General features: G+C 44.0%; 17 protein-coding genes. 5 read left to right on the top strand and 12 right to left on the bottom strand.

The annotated features are described in order from the left end of the window. Window positions 1-104: 104 nt before the first annotated feature. The 9 genes from FN831_RS03355 to FN831_RS03315 all read right to left on the bottom strand — a co-directional run bounded on the left by FN831_RS03355 (window position 105) and on the right by FN831_RS03315 (window position 10,510). Window positions 105-1,175 carry a porin gene (locus tag FN831_RS03355; protein WP_142526807.1) on the bottom strand — a complete coding sequence of 357 codons (1,071 nt, stop codon included), beginning with the start codon at window positions 1,173-1,175 and terminating at the stop codon, window positions 105-107. Between the two features lie 233 nt (window positions 1,176-1,408). Continuing rightward, window positions 1,409-1,975 (bottom strand): K(+)-transporting ATPase subunit C, encoded by a 567-nt coding sequence (locus tag FN831_RS03350; RefSeq protein WP_142526806.1) that lies wholly within the window; start codon window positions 1,973-1,975, stop codon window positions 1,409-1,411. Window positions 1,976-2,066: 91 nt separating this feature from the next. After that, window positions 2,067-4,097: a potassium-transporting ATPase subunit KdpB gene (kdpB, locus tag FN831_RS03345; protein ID WP_142526805.1), complete on the bottom strand. Its 2,031-nt coding sequence runs from the start codon at window positions 4,095-4,097 to the stop codon at window positions 2,067-2,069. Window positions 4,098-4,103: 6 nt separating this feature from the next. After that, window positions 4,104-5,822 carry a potassium-transporting ATPase subunit KdpA gene (gene kdpA, locus FN831_RS03340; protein ID WP_142526804.1) on the bottom strand — a complete coding sequence of 573 codons (1,719 nt, stop codon included), beginning with the start codon at window positions 5,820-5,822 and terminating at the stop codon, window positions 4,104-4,106. 9 nt (window positions 5,823-5,831) lie between these two features. Next, window positions 5,832-5,909 (bottom strand): potassium-transporting ATPase subunit F, encoded by a 78-nt coding sequence (locus FN831_RS03335; RefSeq protein WP_082035969.1) that lies wholly within the window; start codon window positions 5,907-5,909, stop codon window positions 5,832-5,834. 274 nt (window positions 5,910-6,183) lie between these two features. Further along, the gene (locus FN831_RS03330) at window positions 6,184-6,588 is read right to left on the bottom strand and encodes a zinc-binding metallopeptidase family protein (RefSeq protein WP_142526803.1); all 405 of its coding nucleotides are present in this window, start codon (window positions 6,586-6,588) and stop codon (window positions 6,184-6,186) included. 475 nt (window positions 6,589-7,063) lie between these two features. Beyond that, complete coding sequence (locus tag FN831_RS03325; RefSeq protein WP_142526802.1) at window positions 7,064-8,398, bottom strand: sigma-54-dependent transcriptional regulator; 1,335 nt, start codon at window positions 8,396-8,398, stop codon at window positions 7,064-7,066. 24 nt (window positions 8,399-8,422) lie between these two features. Further along, window positions 8,423-9,541, bottom strand: coding sequence for a M20/M25/M40 family metallo-hydrolase (locus tag FN831_RS03320; protein WP_142526801.1), 1,119 nt, complete (start codon window positions 9,539-9,541; stop codon window positions 8,423-8,425). A gap of 270 nt (window positions 9,542-9,811) precedes the next feature. Then, window positions 9,812-10,510 carry a hypothetical protein gene (locus FN831_RS03315; protein ID WP_142526800.1) on the bottom strand — a complete coding sequence of 233 codons (699 nt, stop codon included), beginning with the start codon at window positions 10,508-10,510 and terminating at the stop codon, window positions 9,812-9,814. 598 nt (window positions 10,511-11,108) lie between these two features. Between FN831_RS03315 and FN831_RS03310 the strand changes: the two genes are divergently transcribed. From FN831_RS03310 to FN831_RS03290, 5 genes are read left to right on the top strand one after another with little or no spacing between them, the layout of a single operon-like run. Next, window positions 11,109-11,969: an STAS domain-containing protein gene (locus FN831_RS03310; protein ID WP_142526799.1), complete on the top strand. Its 861-nt coding sequence runs from the start codon at window positions 11,109-11,111 to the stop codon at window positions 11,967-11,969. Window positions 11,970-11,998: 29 nt separating this feature from the next. Beyond that, the gene (locus FN831_RS03305) at window positions 11,999-12,385 is read left to right on the top strand and encodes an STAS domain-containing protein (RefSeq protein WP_246101323.1); all 387 of its coding nucleotides are present in this window, start codon (window positions 11,999-12,001) and stop codon (window positions 12,383-12,385) included. Then, entirely contained in the window at window positions 12,366-12,779 is a 414-nt protein-coding gene (locus FN831_RS03300) for an anti-sigma regulatory factor (RefSeq protein WP_142526797.1), read from the top strand. Before FN831_RS03305 ends, FN831_RS03300 begins: the two co-directional genes overlap by 20 nt. Continuing rightward, complete coding sequence (locus tag FN831_RS03295) at window positions 12,772-13,785, top strand: ATP-binding protein (RefSeq protein ID WP_142526796.1); 1,014 nt, start codon at window positions 12,772-12,774, stop codon at window positions 13,783-13,785. Before FN831_RS03300 ends, FN831_RS03295 begins: the two co-directional genes overlap by 8 nt. 1 nt (window position 13,786) lies before the next feature. Next, complete coding sequence (locus tag FN831_RS03290) at window positions 13,787-15,001, top strand: ATP-binding protein (RefSeq protein ID WP_142526795.1); 1,215 nt, start codon at window positions 13,787-13,789, stop codon at window positions 14,999-15,001. A gap of 99 nt (window positions 15,002-15,100) precedes the next feature. On the opposite strand, the gene FN831_RS03285 is transcribed toward FN831_RS03290, so the two are convergent. From FN831_RS03285 to FN831_RS03275, 3 genes are read right to left on the bottom strand one after another with little or no spacing between them, the layout of a single operon-like run. Beyond that, window positions 15,101-16,228 (bottom strand): TlpA disulfide reductase family protein, encoded by a 1,128-nt coding sequence (locus FN831_RS03285; RefSeq protein WP_142526794.1) that lies wholly within the window; start codon window positions 16,226-16,228, stop codon window positions 15,101-15,103. Between the two features lie 3 nt (window positions 16,229-16,231). Further along, window positions 16,232-17,584: a TlpA disulfide reductase family protein gene (locus FN831_RS03280; protein WP_142526793.1), complete on the bottom strand. Its 1,353-nt coding sequence runs from the start codon at window positions 17,582-17,584 to the stop codon at window positions 16,232-16,234. Window positions 17,585-17,642: 58 nt separating this feature from the next. After that, entirely contained in the window at window positions 17,643-19,025 is a 1,383-nt protein-coding gene (locus tag FN831_RS03275; RefSeq protein ID WP_142526792.1) for a RagB/SusD family nutrient uptake outer membrane protein, read from the bottom strand. Window positions 19,026-19,032: the final 7 nt, after the last annotated feature.

The raw sequence follows: 19,032 nt of genomic DNA, 5'->3' as shown, positions 1-19,032 counted from the left end.
TCTCTGACCAGATAACAGATGACGCCGAAAATTAATCCCATGCAAATGCACAGGATTAATTTTATTGCTGGTGTTTTCAAACCTCCGGGTATCATCTGACAGGATTAAAATGATACTGCTATACTGGCCGTCAGCGTTGCACTGTTTTTTACAGGGTTCATGTCCCTGGTAAACACTTTGTCTTTGCTGTCGTACACCTTGCCTTCCAGTCTTACCACTGCATTGCTAACCGGCGCATAATCTATATTCATGGAATATCCGGTAGTTTGAAAACCGTTGGGTGTTTCGGTGGCAATAATTACCCCGTTCTTATCCTTATAATATTCTACCCTGCCAGCCAAAGCCCACTTGCTGTTGAATTTATACTGTGCGATAGCTACAGGTGACAGAACTTCATTTTTTCCATCAGTTCCTTTTGCTTTCTGCTGTGTTCCATAATCAAATCCGGCAGTGAGGCCAAAGTGGTCAGTCAGCTGAAAAATCCCGTAAATGTTATGATAGAAACGTCTCACACGGATAGAATCTGCTCCTTCGGTCCCCAGGTAATTGCTATAGTTCACTGTGATTTTTCCTGTTGGCTTCCAGGTCAGCTGCAAACCACCCGCAGGCTGACTGTTCCCATCCTGACGGTTAATCCGCTGCCAGCCGTTCAGATAAAGCGCAGTGGCTGTGAATTTGCCATCCTCAGTGATGTAAGTGATCTTCGCTCCTGATTCATAATAAGGTGTATTGTCAGACGCTATATTCCTGGTCAGCACCCAGCAGTCCTTGGAAATTGCACTTTCAAAACCGATATGTGAAGCAAAAATACCTGCATCTACCCAGAGGTTGGCCGTTTTGGATAATTTGACTCCGGCATTGGCTTCAAAAATGTTCTTCAGCACTCCTGGTTCAGCGGCAAGGTTTGCATTGGCATAGGTTCCGGCCATCACCGCGATGTTAGCCCTGATGATGTCACTTTCGTAACTGCCTTTGATGAACCCAAGGTTCAGGTTAACTTCATTGTGACGGTTATGTGAATATACAAATCCTGGCCTGTTGTTATCAGCCGGTTTGTTAAAATCGTATCCGTAATATGCTTCAAGATAGCCCGTTACTTTTATTTTTGGGGCATCCTGTGCATAGGCACAAGAACCAATGGCTAATCCTAATCCGAGTATAAGTAGTTTTTTCATTAGTATTGAATTGTTATTAATGGTGATGAACTGGCATCAGATTTTTTCATGGCGATGAAACCCGCATCTGGTTCTTTGTTAGATCTTTTGTTGATATTACCTCCGGCGGGCTTCATGTTTCTTACTGATGCTTTTAAATTGTTCCTGCGAAAGCAGGAGTTCCCTTAAACTGCCTGTCCCTGTGTTGGCAAACGCATCTGGATCAGGCAGTGTGGAGGAAATGGTATGATTGATTATTTCTTTAATTCGTCAAGTGCGAGATTCAGTTTCAAAACATTCACTGAGGATGGGCCAAACAGTCCAAATAAAGGTCCCTGAGTGTTTTCAACAACCAGTTCGGCTACCTTTTTTTCATCCAGTTTACGGTAAGCGGCTATCCTTTTGATCTGGATAATCGCGCCCTGTTCAGATATATTGGGGTCAAGCCCGCTGCCTGAGGCAGTAACCATATCCGCAGGGATATCAGATTTCCGGATACCAGGATTGTATTTTAAGAGTGTATCTACCCTGTCCGACACCTGTTTCAGGTAGTCCGGGTTTGAAGGTCCTTTATTGGAACCAGCTGATCCGGCGGCATTATAACCGACAGCAGATGGCCTTCCCCAGAAATATTCCGGTTTGGTAAAGGACTGGCCTAACAAAACATAGCCTACAACTTTACCATTTTTTGTGATTTTCTCGCCCCCGCCTTCTCCTTTGGAAAATTTCCCTGCAAAAGCTACCAGAAAGGGGTAAACAATGCAAAGCAGTACCATTAAGACTAAGGTTAAGCGGATAGATTGTATGATGTATTTTTTCATGATATGATTATGTTATGGGTGATGAAGCTTGCATGAGCGGATACAATTTGTTAAGCTGGAAGCTCATGCAGGATTCATGATATTGATAACTTTAAACAAATAGACCTACCAGTAAATCGATGATCTTGATCCCTATGAAAGGGGCAATCACTCCGCCCAAACCATAAATCAGCAGGTTCCTGCGCAACAGCGCACTGGCCCCTATCGGTTTGTATTCCACACCTTTCAGTGCGAGAGGGATCAGGATCGGGATGATAATCGCATTAAAGATCACCGCGGAGAGAATAGCACTTTCAGGACTGTGCAAGCCCATAATGTTGAGGCTTTGCAAGGCAGGAATAGATGCAATAAACAATGCCGGAACAATAGCAAAGTATTTGGCCACGTCATTGGCAATGGAGAAGGTAGTCAGCGTTCCCCTGGTAATTAATAACTGTTTACCAATTTCAACTATCTCTATCAGCTTGGTCGGATCATTGTCGAGGTCTACCATATTACCAGCTTCTTTCGCTGCCTGCGTTCCGCTGTTCATGGCCACACCCACATCTGCCTGTGCAAGTGCCGGCGCGTCATTGGTTCCGTCACCCATCATCGCCACCAGTTTACCCAAGGCCTGTTCATCCTTGATGTAATTCATTTTATCCTCCGGCTTGGCTTCGGCAATGAAATCATCCACACCAGCTTTTTCGGCAATGAATTTGGCTGTTAAAGGATTATCACCTGTAACCATCACTGTTTTTACACCCATTTTACGCAGGCGCTCAAAACGTTCACTGATACCAGGTTTGATAATATCCTGCAACTCGATCACACCCATGTTTTTCTCGTTCACGGCCACTACCAGTGGTGTTCCGCCATTGCTTGAGATCGCTTTAACCTGCTCTTCCGTTGCTGAAGGAAAAGGATTGCCTGCTGTAAGGACAATATTTCTGATGGAATCAAATGCTCCCTTACGTGTTCTCTTACCATCCAAAGTATCCAGTCCGCTGGAACGTGTTTCAGCCGTAAACTTGATAAAGGTAGAACCTTCAGGAGCTGGCATTACTTTAAAACCCTGCACCACCGCCAGCTCAAGGATAGATTTTCCTTCGGGGGTCTCATCTGCCAGGGAGCTCATCACACAGGCTTCAATGAAAGCGTTACTATCGATTCCCGGGGCAGGATAAAAGTTGGTTGCCTTACGGTTACCGATAGTAATCGTACCAGTTTTATCCAGCAACAAAACATCGATATCACCTGCAGTTTCCACTGCCTTACCAGATTTGGTGATTACATTAGCCCTTAAGGCCCTGTCCATCCCTGCGATACCGATGGCTGATAACAATCCTCCGATTGTGGTAGGAATCAGGCACACAAAAAGCGAGATCAGTGCTGCAATGGTAATCGGTGTATTGGAGTAATCTGCAAAGGGTTTTAAGGTAACGCACACAATGATAAAGACCAGTGTAAAACTTGCCAAAAGGATAGTCAGAGCAATCTCATTCGGTGTTTTCTGACGGGATGCACCTTCTACCAAAGCGATCATCTTGTCCAGGAAGCTTTCTCCAGGCTGCGTATTCACTTGTACTTTGATCTGGTCTGACAGCACTTTTGTACCGCCGGTCACGGAGGATTTATCACCCCCGGATTCCCTGATTACCGGTGCGGATTCTCCGGTGATAGCAGATTCATCAATGGTAGCAATACCTTCAATGATCTCGCCATCGGTTGGAATGGTGTCACCTGCCTCACAGATGAAAACATCTCCTTTTTTTAGCAAACTGGAGGACCGAACTTCAACATTCCCGCTGGGCATCACCACTTTTGCAGGTGTTTCCTCGCGTGTTTTTCTTAGCGAGTCGGCTTGTGCCTTTCCTCTTGCCTCGGCAATAGCTTCGGCGAAGTTTGCAAACAGTACCGTCAGGAATAAAACCAGGAAGATCACGAAGTTATAGGCGGGCGAACCTTGTCCGCTATGGCTCATCGAGTATACTGTAACATAAGCCATCACAGCTGTTCCTACCTCTACGGTAAACATCACCGGATTTTTGATCATCACCCGGGGATCAAGCTTGATGAAGGACTCTTTCAGTGCTGTTTGCACCAAAGCAGGTTCAAATAATTTATTTGATGAAGATTTCATTATAATCTATTTAAGCATGGTAAAATATTCTGCCAGAGGGCCTAAAGCCAGTGCAGGGAAGTAAGAAAGTGCGTTGAGTACAACGATTACAGCAAAGGTCATCAAACCGAAAGTCAGCGTATCAGGTTTCAGTGTACCGGCAGATTCAGGGATGAACTTTTTCGCTCCCAGTAAACCTGCAATGGCCACCGGGCCGATAATCGGTAAGAAACGGCCTACAAGTATTACAAAACCGGTGAGCACATTCCAGAGGATGTTATTGTCACCCAGTCCCTCAAAACCAGATCCGTTATTTGCATTGGACGAGGTAACTTCGTACAGCATTTCAGAGAAACCATGGAATCCCGGGTTATTGAGCCAGTTTTTTGGCTGTACTGCCCATGCGGCATCTCCGTGGCTGGTAAAAATAAAACTAGCAAGAGCCGTTCCTGCCAGGATCAGAAAAGGGCTAAGCAAAGTAATCAGCGCAGCAATTTTCACTTCCCTGGCCTCAACCTTATGTCCCAGAAACTCGGGCGTCCTGCCCACCATCAGTCCTGAGATAAAAACTGCAATGATCAGGTAGATAAAGTAGTTGAGTACTCCTACCCCGCAACCTCCATAAAAGGAGTTGACCATCATGCCCAGTAATTGCCATACACCTGTCAAAGGCATGGAACTGTCGTGCATATTATTTACCGATCCGGTAGAAATAATGGTTGTCACCGTGCTCCAGTAGGCAGATATTGCAGGTCCGAAGCGGACTTCCTTACCTTCCATTGCCCCGGTAGCCTGCGAGATACCCATCTTTGAGAGTGCTGGATTACCACCCAGCTCTGAACTGATTGTTGGAATCAGCAGCAGGAACATCCCGATAGTCATTACCCCAAAGATGATCCAGCCCAGTTTTCTGCGCCTGATAAAGATTCCAAAAGCAATAACCATAGCAATTGGGATAATCATTTGTGCAACCAGCTCTACCGTATTGGTGATGTAATTAGGATTCTCCAGCGGATGCGCCGAGTTGGCACCAAACCATCCGCCCCCGTTTGTTCCCAGATGTTTGATGGCAATCATACCCGCTGCAGGTCCTCTGGATACATTTACCGTATCCCCCTGTAAAGAAATAAACTGGTCTTTGGCTTCGTAACTTGTAGGGCTGCCATTAAAGGCAAGTATCATTGCAATCAGAAATGATAAAGGCAAAAGCAAACGCGTGATCGATTTCACAAAGAATTCCCAGAAATTACCAAGCCTGGCGCTGGTCTTATCCCTGAAAGCCTTAAAGAATACAACTGCTGAAGCCATACCTGTAGCACAACTTGTAAACATTAAAAACATCATCACCACATGCTGGGTGAGATAGGTTACACCGCTTTCACCGGAGTAATGCTGCAAATCGCAGTTCGCTACGAAACTGATGACCGTGTTAAAAGAAAGGTCGGCAGTCATGCCCGGGTTTCCATCCGGGTTCATTGGCAGTTTATCCTGGAAAATCAGGACAAAAAATCCATAAACTAACCAAACCAGGTTGATGGTAAGCATGGCTTTCAAGTGCTGCTTCCAGTTCATTTCTTCTTTAGGATTAATTCCGGAAAGTTTATAGATTCCGGATTCAATAGGTTTTAAAAAGTCTGTCCAGACTTTTTCTCCGGCAAATACCTTCGCGAGGTATTTGCCCAGCGGAATAGCGATCACCAGCGTCAGCAGGAAGGTAGCTATGATTCCAAATAATTCTGTGTTCATGGCGTTTAATTAAAATTTTTCGGGTTTAATCAGCACGTAGATCATGTAGATGAAGACGGCGATTGCGATGATAAATAGTGCGATCATAAGATTAGATTTTTTCGAACCAGTCGATTGATTTGTAAAGCACCCAGCAGAGGATCAGCAGGGCCAGAAATAAGACAATTGTTAGCATGATTTTTTATTTTGTAACCAGCCTGTTCCAATACAAATGCCACAAGGCAAATTATTTATTCATTACATTGATTATCAATACTATAACTTGTTAATTCAATAGATCTCATACTATTTAATGATAAAGACCCTTCCATAATGAAAGGGTCTTTATCAAATCGGAATCATTTCAACGGGGGGAAGGTTTCTATTGGAACAGTGTACCATTCCGAAGTCTGTCCAGGTAATCGCCGGTATCAGAAGGTTGGGAACATTCTTTGATTCTAAATGTACAGAAGGTCTTTCTCCTGATCGTATTCAGGATATCTTCCAGATTATAATTCTCTTCGTAGTCGACCTCAACAGTAAAATTACATCCATCTGCAGCAGGATCTCTGGGGGTATCTGCAGACACTACTTTCATATTTACCGGAGCTGTGCTTTCCGGCAGAGCAGGAAATATGTATTCTGAGAACCATAAAATATCTTTTAGGCCACTGCAGATCGCTTTGGTGCCTTCTGCTCCTTCAGCTAAAGCCAGTCTTGGCCGGGCTGTACATTCAAGAATCATATGTATTTGCTTTGATGCAGGCATAGTTTGTTGATCTTTCATTGTTAGAAATATTTAATTTTTGTCAGTAATCAGATGACCAGTTGATGCCAATATTGACGGATAGTTAAATCTGGTTCGGAACATTGGCCTTGGAATCTGACCGTTTATTTTTAGCTTATTGCCGCAAAATCCAATTGTGGTGCCAGCTCTGCTGCTGGTTTCTGAAATACGGCTTCGCGTGCAATAGACCCCAAAAAAAAATATTCATCGCGCAACCGGGCAAAAAAAAACCTTTCTAAAATGAAAGGCTTTTATCAAAAAGAGAGGATAGGGTTCAGCTATCAATTTTGTATTCATCGATCTTACCGTGCAGCGTAGTAAGCACAATCTGAGGAAAGAGATCAGCTATCTGTTTTGTATTCATCGGGCTTACGGTACAGCGTATTAAGCACAATCTGAGGAAAGAGATCAGCAATTTGTTTTGTATTCATCGGGCTTACGGTACAGCGTACTAAGCCCAACCTGAGGATAGGGATCAGCTATCAATTTTGTATTCATCGATCTTACGGTACAGCGTAGTAAGCCCAATCTGAAGTAACCGGGAGGTTTCAGTTTTATTCCCTCGGGTATATTTTAACACTTTGATGATGTGTTGTTTTTCCATTTCCTGCATGTTCAGCGGGTCGTTGCCCTTCACTTCATTGTGAAATTCGAAAGGCAGCAGATGTTCAGTGATCTCTGTATCATCCGCAAGGATCACCACCCTTTCCATTACATTTTTCAGTTCCCTGATGTTACCTTTCCAGTGATGTTCAGCAAGCAGCCGGGCGAATTCTTTGCTCACAGTAAATTCCGGTTTGTTCACCTTGGCAGTAAACTCCGCCAGATAATGCATGGCTATTGCCATGATATCTTCGCGCCTGCGTGACAACGGGGGCAGGTCAATAGAAAACACCGACAGCCTGTAAAAGAGGTCGAGCCTGAACCTCCCCTGCTCTGCTTCTTCTTTCAGGTCCCTGTTGGTAGCAGCAATTACCCGTACGTTCACCTTACTTGTTTGGGTATCTCCAACTTTAATATAGGTCTGGCTTTCAAGTACTCTAAGCAGCTTAGCTTGCAGATCAAGGCTCATCTCTCCAATCTCATCCAGAAAGATAGTCCCTTCATGCGCTTCTTCCAGCAGGCCTCTTTTATCTTTCACAGCTCCGGTAAACGCTCCGGCCTTATAGCCAAAAAGCTCGCTCTCCAGGAGGTTGGGATTAAAACCGCTGCAGTTTACGGCAACAAACGGTTTTAATTTCCTGGCACCTTCATAATGTATCGCCTGTGCAAAGACCTCCTTTCCGGTGCCTGTTTCCCCCAATAGCAACACTGTTGTACTGGTACCGGCAACTTTTTTAGCAAGGGATACCGCTTCCCTGATGGCCCGGGATTTGCCCAGAATAAAGTCGAAGTTGTATTTTCTGCTGATTTTATTTTCAAGCTCATACAATCTGCCGGAAAGCTTCGCCTTTTCTATTGCACGATAGACCAGCGGGATGATCTTATCATTATCATCGCCCTTTGTAATATAGTCAAAGGCACCATTCCTCATAGCCATTACCCCATCGGCGATCGTACCAAAGGCAGTCAGGTTAATCACTTCGGCCGCGGGCCGGATTTTCTTAATCTCCTTCACCAGCTCTACGCCATTGAAATCCGGGAGCTTCACATCGCTTAAGACGACCAATATATTTTCTGCTTTAAGTATTCTTAAGCCCTCCTTACCATTGGCCGCCTGGAAAACCCTGAAACCTTCCAGTTCAATTATCCTGGCCAGCAGGCTGCATATCTTTTTCTCGTCGTCGATGATCAGTATATTATCTTGCATGCTTAGCTTTTTTGATGATTTAAATTAATGGCGTTCTGATACTGAATGCTCTAAGTTGAGCTGCTGGTTATTAACGAGATAAGGAAATATCGATTCCAGCAGCTGCACATAAATACGTATACCCTCTCGAATTTCTGACAGGTAGATGTATTCATCAGCTGTATGTGAACGGGCCGAATCCCCGGGACCAATCTTTACCGAAGGCATCTGCAGCCAGCCCTGATCAGAACTTGTGGGCGACAGATAAGTTTGCAGGCCAATGGCGATACCGGTTTTTATAACTGGGTGCAGAGCATCAATGGATGAGGGAAACAAGACGTTGTGTCTCATATTTGTATCACAAAAAGTATGGTTTTGTATCGTATTGATGATTTCCTTGATATTATAATTGTGGTCAAACCTGATGTCTACTGTAAAAGTGCATTCTGCCGGCACGATGTTATGCTGTATTCCCGCGTTGATTTGTGTAACGGTCATTTTCACGGGATTAGGCATACCTGGTTCACCCGGAAAAATGTAGGTTGAGAACCAGTGGATGTCCCGCATCGCTTTATAGATTGCGTTGTCACCTTCTTCCCTCGCCGCATGCCCCGAACGGCCAGTGGAAATACAGTCGAGCACCATGCTTCCTTTTTCGGCAATTGCCAGCTGCATACCGGTAGGTTCTCCAACTATGGCAAAAGCAATTGGCATCAAATCGTTCAGGACACATTTGATACCCAGGCGTCCGGAATTTTCTTCTTCGGCTGTTACAGCAAGGCAGATGTTAAAAGGCAAATCCTTTCGCTCGTAAAAATAGAGGAAGGTCGAGATCAGCGATACCACTGCGCCTCCGGCATCATTGCTGCCCAAACCAAATAGTTTTCCATCTTTGGTAATGGGCGCAAAAGGATCATTCACATACTGTGTATTGGGCTTTACTGTATCCAGATGTGAATTCAGCATGATCGTAGGTTTATGCTGATCAAAGAACTTATTGTAACACCAAAGGTTATTGAACTTGCGGATTGAGGAGACCGACTGTTCATGCAGGAATTTTTCCACTTCATCTGCAGCAGCATTTTCTTCTCCGCTGAATGAGCGGATACCAATCAATTTTTCGAGCAGTAAAACCGCCCGTTCATATAATTCTTCCATTTCCATAGTGCTGGGGATTGTAATGATTACTCCGTTTAAATTACAACGCGTAATCCAAAACTGATGCCCGCAGTAACAGATTAAGGAAAAAGCCACTTTCAGTAAGGTTAAGACTGGTAATTTATTTTTTTCTTCCTGAAAGCATTGATCTTACCCTTCCAATTTGGTAGGCTGACTTCCATAATTGAAGGGTTTATATTTGATAAGCGCTATCCAAAAACAGGCGAAAGCCTTGGACTTTCAAATCCGGCACATCGCAGATGCAACAGGTTACGCTTAACAGATCAGTAACAACCGCTGCTCTCCGGATTTTTCCTTGGGTGCACGGTGAAGACAGGGAGGCACCTGACTTCCGGGATGATCAACCGCCAGTCTCCATAGCTGACCGATGCCACAACTTACCGGGTGTGCATCGGGCTGAGCCTGATAGTGCAGATCAAAAAAATTTTCAGCTAAAAAGGCTTTGAAATCTTCCTCTTCTCCATCAAACAGTTTCTTGAGTTCCGCGCGTATCTCCGGGATCAGTATTTTCTGTGCGCCTTGTGAATTTGGCAATACGTCGCTCGCCTCACCATAGTACGTGCATAAAAAGGTATCAGTTGGTATGGGGGAACGATCTACATGAAAAGAATAAACATCAGTTGGAAAAAACGGGTAGCTATCATCCCGGTCATAGTAGCTGATTATGTTAAGCATGGGTGATGCGCCATGCGCTTCCAGTAACTGCATGTCATTCAGGAGAATTTTTCGGGCAAGCTCCCCTTGTTCAGTCAGCCGGAGCTCAAGCAGCTCTTCTTCATCCACTACCGTTATATTTCCACTCAGCTCAATATTTTTAACAATCTCACAAAAATCACCTTTTAATTCACGTGTCCAGCAAATCGCATTCATCTTTCCTTTAAATGGCGTAGCAACAAGGTCCTCAAAGTTCGTAACGCAATGAATCTGGTTCTCGGCGTAAGATAAGTCTATCATAATGAAAATATAGGGTCCGTGAACATCAAAACTGCTAATTACAAGCTTTTCAGCCAGTCCAAATATTGATGAACGCAATTGGATAAAGATATGAAGAAAGCTAAATGAAAGAGATATGGCTGGTTTAAATTTTCTTTATCCAGCCACATCTACTTATTTTTAATAGATGTGGCTGGTTTAATTATTCTTTATCCAGCCACATCTCTATATTTTTGACAGATGTGGCTGGTTTAATTTTCTTTATCCAGGCATTAGGCCGATGTATTTAAAAAGGAAACCAAAACCCGGAAAACGGTAATGCTGGTGATGATCACAACATTCGGGACACAAAATAATGCTTATAAAATTGGCCTGATACAAAACGAAATTACAATGCAACAACTGTTTACTGAATAGGAAAACGATCTTGCCCGGTTTCTGAATCGAAACACAATGTGGCCCGCTTCCCCTTGAAAGCCAGAATTATTAGCTGCAATGCAGCATTCAGCAGCGAAATATTATATTTTATTATTACCAAAACGTTTCCTACCTTTCGGCATTAATTCAACCTGCCAGGTTTGAACCATATGGCTTAAATATTAACCTGTATTTTTCCTGCATGTCAATAACAACATCTCAATTGCTACAAAAAAAGAAAAAAAACATCCTGGAATTATGGATGAAAAACCAGCTTGCCGATGAAGGCCTGCGGGAAGACCTGATCAGTAATGATGACCTTAGGGCCCAATCAGAAGAACTGATCGATTCATTGGTGACCAATCTGTCATCAGGAAATTTTACAGACCTCAATTCTGATGAATGGAGTCCGGTTATAGAAATTTTAGGCGGCATTGCAATCACCAGGGCAAGACAAGGGTTCAGTCCGCGTGAAACGGGTGCTTTTGTGTTTTCGCTTAAAGAAGCATTACTGGAAACACTGCAGAAAGAGATTGGTGATGATACCAAGGCCCTGTTTACGGAGAGCATGAAAATTAACCGTTTGATGGACAACCTCAGCGTGATTACTTTCGAGACTTTTATCAAAGGGCGTGAAGAGGTTATACTTCGTCAAACTGACGAGATCGCAGAAATCTCAACCCCGGTAATCCGTGTCTGGGATGGTATTCTGGCCCTGCCAATAATTGGCACACTGGACAGTGCCCGTACACAGGTAGTGATGGAAAGCCTGCTTCAGGAAATCGTTGACACAGGTTCAAGCATCGCCATCCTCGATATTTCGGGTGTCCCTGCTGTGGATTCACTGGTAGCTCAGCACCTGATCAAAACCGTAAGTGCTACCCGCCTGATGGGTGCAGAGTGTATCATTAGCGGCATCCGTCCCGAAATTGCACAAACAGTAGTGCATTTAGGCATTGACCTTTCTAATATTGTCACCAAGTCGACCCTGGCAAGCGCACTGCAACATGCTTTTAAAGTAATGCGACTGGAAGTGAAAAAGATTACACCTAGAACAAACTAAAAGGCATGGATAAAATTCCTATTCTTAGGATGGGACCCTTTCTGCTGGTCACCATTCAGGTAGACTTATACGACCGTCTGGCGCTTACCCTGGAAGCAGACCTGGTTCAAATGGTACAAAAAACCAGCGCGAGAGGCGTTCTTATTGACATTTCAGCTGTGTCCATTGTCGACTCCTTTATGGGACGTATCATAGGAAACATTGCCAGTATGTCTAAAATATTAGATGCTGAAACCGTAGTCGTGGGTATGCAACCTGCGGTAGCGATTACGCTGATTGAGTTGGGCTTACCATTGAAAGGTGTCTATACAGCATTGAATATGGAAAAAGGAATGAATTTACTTAAGTCCATGATCGATACCTCCGGTGACGATGAGGATACCGACCTGTCAGACGATGATATTAGCACTGAGTAAGGATACGATCAAAGTTACCCAGGAACAGGATGTGGTTTTCTTAAAAAACCGCGTCAAAGAAGTTGCTGTCAAGATAAAGATGGGCCTTGTGAATCAAACCCGCCTGCTTACGGCCGCAAGTGAACTTGTACGCAATATGATGCGCTACGGTGGCGGTGGAAGCTGCCTCATCGAGGTCGTATCGAGTGGCCGGAGCAATGGTGTGCGGTTAACTTTTACAGATAAAGGTCAGGGCATTCCCGATATCGAAGCGGCTATGCGGGATGGATTCTCTACCGGCAAAAGTCTTGGCTTGGGTTTACCCGGCACAAAACGACTCGTCAATGAATTTAGTATCAAAAGTAAAGTTGGGGAAGGCACTACGGTGACCATAGTGAAATGGGCAAATGGTTGATGCTACGCACATAAGTTTCGCGGCAAATGACCGCAGTTACTTTTCTTTGATCAAGAAAGAGATCCACAAACTTGCCATTGATGGCGGGATCAGTGAAACACGTACGAACAAGCTCGATCTGATTCTTGCGGAGATGACATCAAACTTATTTAAATACAGCGATGACGGAGAGATACTGGCTGGTGTTTTTTCCAATCATGGATCACCGTACATAGAACTGATCAGTATTGATAATGGTCCGGGGATGATTAATCCTGCAAAGATGTTGCAGGATGGTATATCAACCACAAATACACTTGGACACGGACTGGGAAGCATGAAGCGGATGTCGGACGACTTTGACCTCTATTCACAGCCTGGCTGGGGTACCATTGTCCTGAGCAGAGTGTATAATCACCCGGAGGACAAAAAATCCGCTAACACAAAACTACTGATCCGGCCGTTGGTTGTGGCTAAGCCAGGCGAAAAAGTAAGCGGGGACGGTTTTGTTTACAAACAGACGGATAAGTATGTAAAATTAATGCTTGCTGATGGCTTAGGACATGGACCAGAAGCAAATAAAGCAGTAAACGAAGCCGGAAAAGCATTTAAGGTGTTTCCGGACTACAGTCCTACAGAAACGATCAAATTTATCCATCACGATATCAAGAAAACCCGGGGGGCCGTAGTCAACATCATCGGTTATGATTTTATGACAAAGACCTGGTCCTCTACAGGTGTGGGCAATATTTTTCTGAGGATGGTGGGACCTGTCAATTTTAAAAACCATATGTCTTATAATGGTATAGTTGGGCATAATATCCCAAACACAATGACCGAACAACAATACCCTGCAGATCTGTTTAACCAGGTGATTTTATGTTCTGACGGCATTAAAACAAGGATAGAGATGAGCAGATATCCGATGATGTATAAACACGACCTCACAATTCTGGCTGCAGCCATTTATAAAGATCACGCCCGCAGGACTGACGACATGTCTGTGGTGATTGCAAAAATAAGGTAAGATGATAGCAATATTAAGCATTACACTTGAAAATGAAATGGACCTGGTGCTGGCCCACAGATGGTCGATGAAAGTTGCCGAGAAACTGGGATTGACCAATGCTACCCAAACTACATTTGCTACAGCAGTGTCCGAGATTGCAAGAGCCGTGATTGACCATACCGATGCTGGTGTGCTTCATATCGGGCTGGAACAAAACAAGGTGCGGTATACGCTCATTGCGTCAATCAAATATGATAAGGATATTCATTTCACCAATGGCGATGCCGGCTATTTCTACGCGCAGAAACTAGTACCTGAATTTATACAAACCGAAGAAGCAGACCACAATAAAATTGATATGAAAATCGGGCTGCCCCGTTCCATCAAACTTGATCCTACGGCTATCGATTACATAAAACGTTTTTTTAAAGAGGAAGGGCCAGTAAACGCTTATGACGAGATCAAACAGCGCAATGCAACATTAAGTAAACTTGCAGAAGTAAAAGATGAAGAACTGCGCCATTCGCGGGTTATTGATGAGAAAAAAACTGAATTCATCTCTATTGCCAGTCATGAGATTAAAACTCCAATTACCGTCATCAAAGCCTACACTCAGATTGCCAGAAAACTAGGTATACAGCGTGGAGATGAGCAGATGAATGTGATTCTCGATAAAGTAGATAAACAGGCATCCAAACTTCTTGTGCTGGTTCAGCAGTTGCTTGATTTCGCAAAAATAGAAAACGGAAGCCTGCATTTTGTGAAAGAAGAGGTGGAACTGAACAGCTATATTACTGAGGTAGTAAGTATGATCCAGCAGATCTATCCGAATCATGAGATTATTACAAACTTGTGCGATCCCCTGCCTATCCACATAGACAGGCTCAGAATGGAGCAGGTTTTTTCCAACCTGATCGGTAATGCAGCTAAATATAGTAACGATCATACACAGATTCGTATTGAATGCAGTTTAGATGATGAAGGGAATGCAAAAATCACTGTCAGAGACTACGGAATAGGCATGTCTGAAAATTCTATGACTTCAATATTCGAGAAATTTTACAGGGACAAAGATGTGGTGATGACACATTCCGGCCTGGGTATGGGATTGTTTGTAGCTTCCAAGATTGTGGCCGATCATGGCGGACGGATCTGGGTAGAAAGTACTGAAAAGGTTGGATCAATGTTCTCATTTACTATTCCAATAACACCCGCCACAAGTAAGCTGGTTTAACATCCTGCCAACCTAATACAACAAAGAAAACCCTCAAAACTTATTATTCTGAGAGTTTTCTTTCACCGAACTGCCGCGAGCGCTAGTTTAGTATAGGAATTATTTAGCAAAAACTTCCGCCATTTTTTTATCCAGATCTTCGCCGCGCAAATCAGTAGCTATTATTTTGCCCTGAGGATCTATTAGAAAGTTGCGTGGAATGGATTTGATATCGTATAGTTTTGCAACGTTATTTCCCCAGAACTGCAGGTCTGAAACCTGAGCCCAGGTTAATCCGTCCTTGTGGATCGCAGTAATCCAGTTTTGTTTGTCTCCGGCCTTATCCAGTGAAACTCCAAGAATCTCCAAACCCTTATCACGATAGAGCTTGTAATTTTTTACGTAATTGGGGTTCTCTGCGCGGCAGGGAGCGCACCAGGAAGCCCAGAAATCCAGCAGCACATATTTCCCACGAAAGTCTTTCAGATTTATTGCTTTGCCTGCAGTATCATTCTGGCTGAACAGCGGTGCCATCTCCCCTATTCTGGTATTTTGTGCCGCAGCAAGCCGGTCTTTCAGCGCTGTGCCCTCAGGGCTTGCTTTCAGGGCAGCCGATAAGCGATCGAAAATTGGTTTGATCACCGCCACATCAGGATGCGCCCCTGAAATATTTGAAAGCGCCTGTATGCTCGAATATGAATTGGGATTCTTTTGCGCATATTCGGCATTTCGCCTTTTCCAGGCCTCTACAGCAAGTTTGAAGCGGCCGCGCAGTTCCTGTATTTTTTCTTCAGGCATTTTGTTTTGCGTGCTGATAATGATCTGCCCATTCAAAAGCTCTGCCAGATTATTGGCTTGCAACATAAAGTCCTTGTAATGCTGATAGTCTTTGTTGTATGTACCGCCGGTGATCAGGCCATGCTTTGCTGAATCAACAACCGATATATTGATATTGCCCTGTTCCAGGCAAAGGCTCAGTTTGTCAGGAAAGCCATCCGTATAGCCAAAACCCTTGTTATCCATAAAAAATGAAGCATACATTGGATATGGAGCAGTTCCTTTGAAACTGTACATCCCGTTTTCCAGCTTTGCATTCAGGAACACCGGATCAGTTCCCTGATAATATAACAAATGTGCAACATTAGCTTCAGTTACTTTCGCAACTTTTGCGGTCACTGTAAATTCGACACGCTGTGCCATTCCCAAATATGGTAAAACAGCCAGGGCCATTCCTATAATTTTTTTCATTATTTATTTTATTTTAGTGCCGATCACTTCTTCTAATTTTGTTACGAGCTCATCGCCCCGGAGATTCTTGGCGATGATCACACCGTCAGGATTAACCAGAAAACTTTGCGGGATAGCTGCAATACCATAGGCTGCAGCCACCTCATTTTGCCTGCCTTTCAGATCACATACCTCAACCCATTCAAAATGATTGTTCTTTATAGCCTTAACCCAGAGGTCCTTGTTATCATCCAGGGAAACTCCTATCACTTCAAAGTTTTTGTCTTTAAATAGTTTGTAGGCCTTCTGGATGTGCGGGTATTCCATCCGGCAGGGTCCACACCAGCTGGCCCAAAAGTCTATCAGTACATATTTCCCTTTGAGTGAAGAAAGCGATACCGGCTTACCGTTGATATCATTCTGTGTAAAATCCATGATCTGTGCACCTATTGCGAATTTTTTCGCCATTGCAAGATCATGCTCCATTTTCCGTCCTTCGGCTGTGTTTTTAAACCCTTGCGATAAGGCTGTGAACATGGATTCAAAAGAATCAGGATCTTCGATGACAAAAGCATTGTTTTTCACGACATCATAAGCAACATATGAATCCGGATATTTTTTTACAAAATCGATGCAGACCTTTTTCATCTGTGATACAAACCCATTATGTTTCTGCTTTAGGATCAGGATAGAATCGGGATTTTTTGAATAGTACAAAGCAAGGTTTATAGGCCCGGCTGCTTTCTGCACAGGCAATAAAGCTTTTTGTAATTCTGCATACTGCTCCTGAACAGGATTGCTCACGATAGCAGCAGCCACACTATTCCCTGTCAGCGTTGTTGTCCCACCTGATAAATAAAACGATTGTCCATCTACCGGAGGAACAACCTGGCCGATCGCGATTTTTTGTACAGGCGCATGGCCAACCGGACGGAGATAAAGATGGACCAGATAGGGACGGCTCAGCTTGCCTTCCATGTGAAAAACTCCGTTATTGACAATCGCCGAGTCCTTCACAACTACAGTTTTCGACGGATAGTAAGTCATTACCACCTTCATCGTTTTGGTTAATCCTAAAATCTTTCCGTTGATCACATATTTCTGTGGTGTACCGGTATCACTGATTGCTTCAGCACTTTGTTGCTTAAGACTGGCATTCTTTTGCACTGTGCCGGTGATTCCCAATACGCCGTTTGTGTGTAAGTTACCTGCGTTTATTTTGCTGGCATTAGTGATGTTTTGAACTGACCTGGCACTTGTTTGTCCAGCGGTCGCATCGGGCTGAAAGACCAGTATATTAGCAATAAACAAAGTGAAGCCACAAATTTTCACAGCAGCCGATAAATACTTGAGATCCTTGTTATTTTTATGTTTCATGATATTTTTTTTTAATAAAATTGACAGGCTGAACTGTTACATTTTCAAACATCTGTGTTTAGTTGTAACCTGGGTTTTGAGTTAAGTTAACATCGCGCGTAATCTCTCCAGCCGGGATAGGGTACAAAGCTGCCGAAGGTTTCCAAAATCCGGGTTTCAGCGTACCGATTACCGCATCCACCATTCCTGTACGTTTAAGATCCAGCCAGCGGTGTCCCCATTCACAATTGAATTCTACTCTGCGCTCTTGCATAATAGCAGCCATCAGGTCTGTCGCAGTGCCGGCTGTGCCTGCTGGCAGACCTGCCCTTCGCCTGATGATATTTACATCCGCCAGCGCAGCTGCAAAGTTGCTTTGTTTAACTCTGGCTTCTGCCCTGATCAGGTATTGTTCAGCAAGCCTCAGCATGGTATAATACTCGGTATTTGCTCCTGAAGTCAGGCTCTTGTACTTATACGGATAGTTATAGGTTGTACCATTGTAAACCAATGTATTGGTCCAGTTACTTTTACGGGCATCACCTGTTTCAAAAGCACTGGTCAGTGCGGGATTTAAAACATGCGTAGGTATCTTTGTCACAGCGTTTGGCAGCACTGTACTGGCATACCAGGTAAAACCATTCGTATCGTTATACAATTGCCATATTGCTTCTGTGCTGGTCGGTGTAAAGACCCTGGACAGGTCGGCAGGCAGACTAAACAATGCTGTATTGCTGATCACGGCAGTAGCCTGTGCTTCAGCATCGGCCCAGTTTCCTGTATACAGATTAACCCTCGCCAGCATTGCCGTTGCTATCCATTTGTTGATCCTGGTACGGCTGCCGGCAGAAATCGAATAATCTGAGGGCAAATTGCTTTGTGCAAACTTAAGGTCGTCAAGAATTTGCGCATAAACAGCTGCCGACGGACTTCTTGCCAGTGCCGAATTTTGTTTAACATCCGTAGATAAAACAAGTGGCACTTCCCCATACAGATTAACAAGATAGAAGTAGCAGAAGGCACGGATAAACCTTGCTTCTGCCAGCGCCTGGTTACGGAATCTTGTAGATATGGCCGTTGAAGTGTTAACCCCCTCAATAATACTGTTGCTATTATAAATAGCCGTATATGAATTGCTCCAGATATAGGCTGCATAACCATCGCTGGAGAGGAGAGCGTTATTGATGAAAGGATCATATGTATTACCGACATAGTGCATTTCGTCGGCGCTGAAAGCAGGCAAAGTAGACAGGCTGCAGCGGTATGCAGCAGCCTGAGGCGCAAAATTCACATACATGCCCGCCAATGCTGATTGCAGCGTTACAGAGTCTGTGAATACGTTGGTAGTTAGCAGGGATGAGCCTGAAGGATCTACTTCAATCAATTTTTTGCAACTGTGAAGCGAGCAGATCACCATTACGCCGGCAAAGAGGATGAATATTCTATTTATATATCTTTTCATAGATCAA

Source organism: Pedobacter westerhofensis (genome assembly GCF_900182595.1).
GTDB classification, from domain to species: Bacteria; Bacteroidota; Bacteroidia; order Sphingobacteriales; family Sphingobacteriaceae; genus Pedobacter; species Pedobacter westerhofensis.
The sequence above is the reverse complement of the archived record's forward strand: the minus strand, read 5'-3'. Positions and strand labels throughout refer to the sequence as shown.

Bases quoted from the DNA above. Each gene is read 5' to 3' on its own strand.
- FN831_RS03355 (WP_142526807.1), bottom strand. From the start codon at position 1,175: ATGAAAAAACTACTTATACTCGGATTAGGATTAGCCATTGGTTCTTGT.
- FN831_RS03350 (WP_142526806.1), bottom strand. From the start codon at position 1,975: ATGAAAAAATACATCATACAATCTATCCGCTTAACCTTAGTCTTAATG.
- kdpB (WP_142526805.1), bottom strand. From the start codon at position 4,097: ATGAAATCTTCATCAAATAAATTATTTGAACCTGCTTTGGTGCAAACA.
- kdpA (WP_142526804.1), bottom strand. From the start codon at position 5,822: ATGAACACAGAATTATTTGGAATCATAGCTACCTTCCTGCTGACGCTG.
- FN831_RS03335 (WP_082035969.1), bottom strand. From the start codon at position 5,909: ATGATCGCACTATTTATCATCGCAATCGCCGTCTTCATCTACATGATC.
- FN831_RS03330 (WP_142526803.1), bottom strand. From the start codon at position 6,588: ATGAAAGATCAACAAACTATGCCTGCATCAAAGCAAATACATATGATT.
- FN831_RS03325 (WP_142526802.1), bottom strand. From the start codon at position 8,398: ATGCAAGATAATATACTGATCATCGACGACGAGAAAAAGATATGCAGC.
- FN831_RS03320 (WP_142526801.1), bottom strand. From the start codon at position 9,541: ATGGAAATGGAAGAATTATATGAACGGGCGGTTTTACTGCTCGAAAAA.
- FN831_RS03315 (WP_142526800.1), bottom strand. From the start codon at position 10,510: ATGATAGACTTATCTTACGCCGAGAACCAGATTCATTGCGTTACGAAC.
- FN831_RS03310 (WP_142526799.1), top strand. From the start codon at position 11,109: ATGTCAATAACAACATCTCAATTGCTACAAAAAAAGAAAAAAAACATC.
- FN831_RS03305 (WP_246101323.1), top strand. From the start codon at position 11,999: ATGGGACCCTTTCTGCTGGTCACCATTCAGGTAGACTTATACGACCGT.
- FN831_RS03300 (WP_142526797.1), top strand. From the start codon at position 12,366: ATGATATTAGCACTGAGTAAGGATACGATCAAAGTTACCCAGGAACAG.
- FN831_RS03295 (WP_142526796.1), top strand. From the start codon at position 12,772: ATGGTTGATGCTACGCACATAAGTTTCGCGGCAAATGACCGCAGTTAC.
- FN831_RS03290 (WP_142526795.1), top strand. From the start codon at position 13,787: ATGATAGCAATATTAAGCATTACACTTGAAAATGAAATGGACCTGGTG.
- FN831_RS03285 (WP_142526794.1), bottom strand. From the start codon at position 16,228: ATGAAAAAAATTATAGGAATGGCCCTGGCTGTTTTACCATATTTGGGA.
- FN831_RS03280 (WP_142526793.1), bottom strand. From the start codon at position 17,584: ATGAAACATAAAAATAACAAGGATCTCAAGTATTTATCGGCTGCTGTG.
- FN831_RS03275 (WP_142526792.1), bottom strand. From the start codon at position 19,025: ATGAAAAGATATATAAATAGAATATTCATCCTCTTTGCCGGCGTAATG.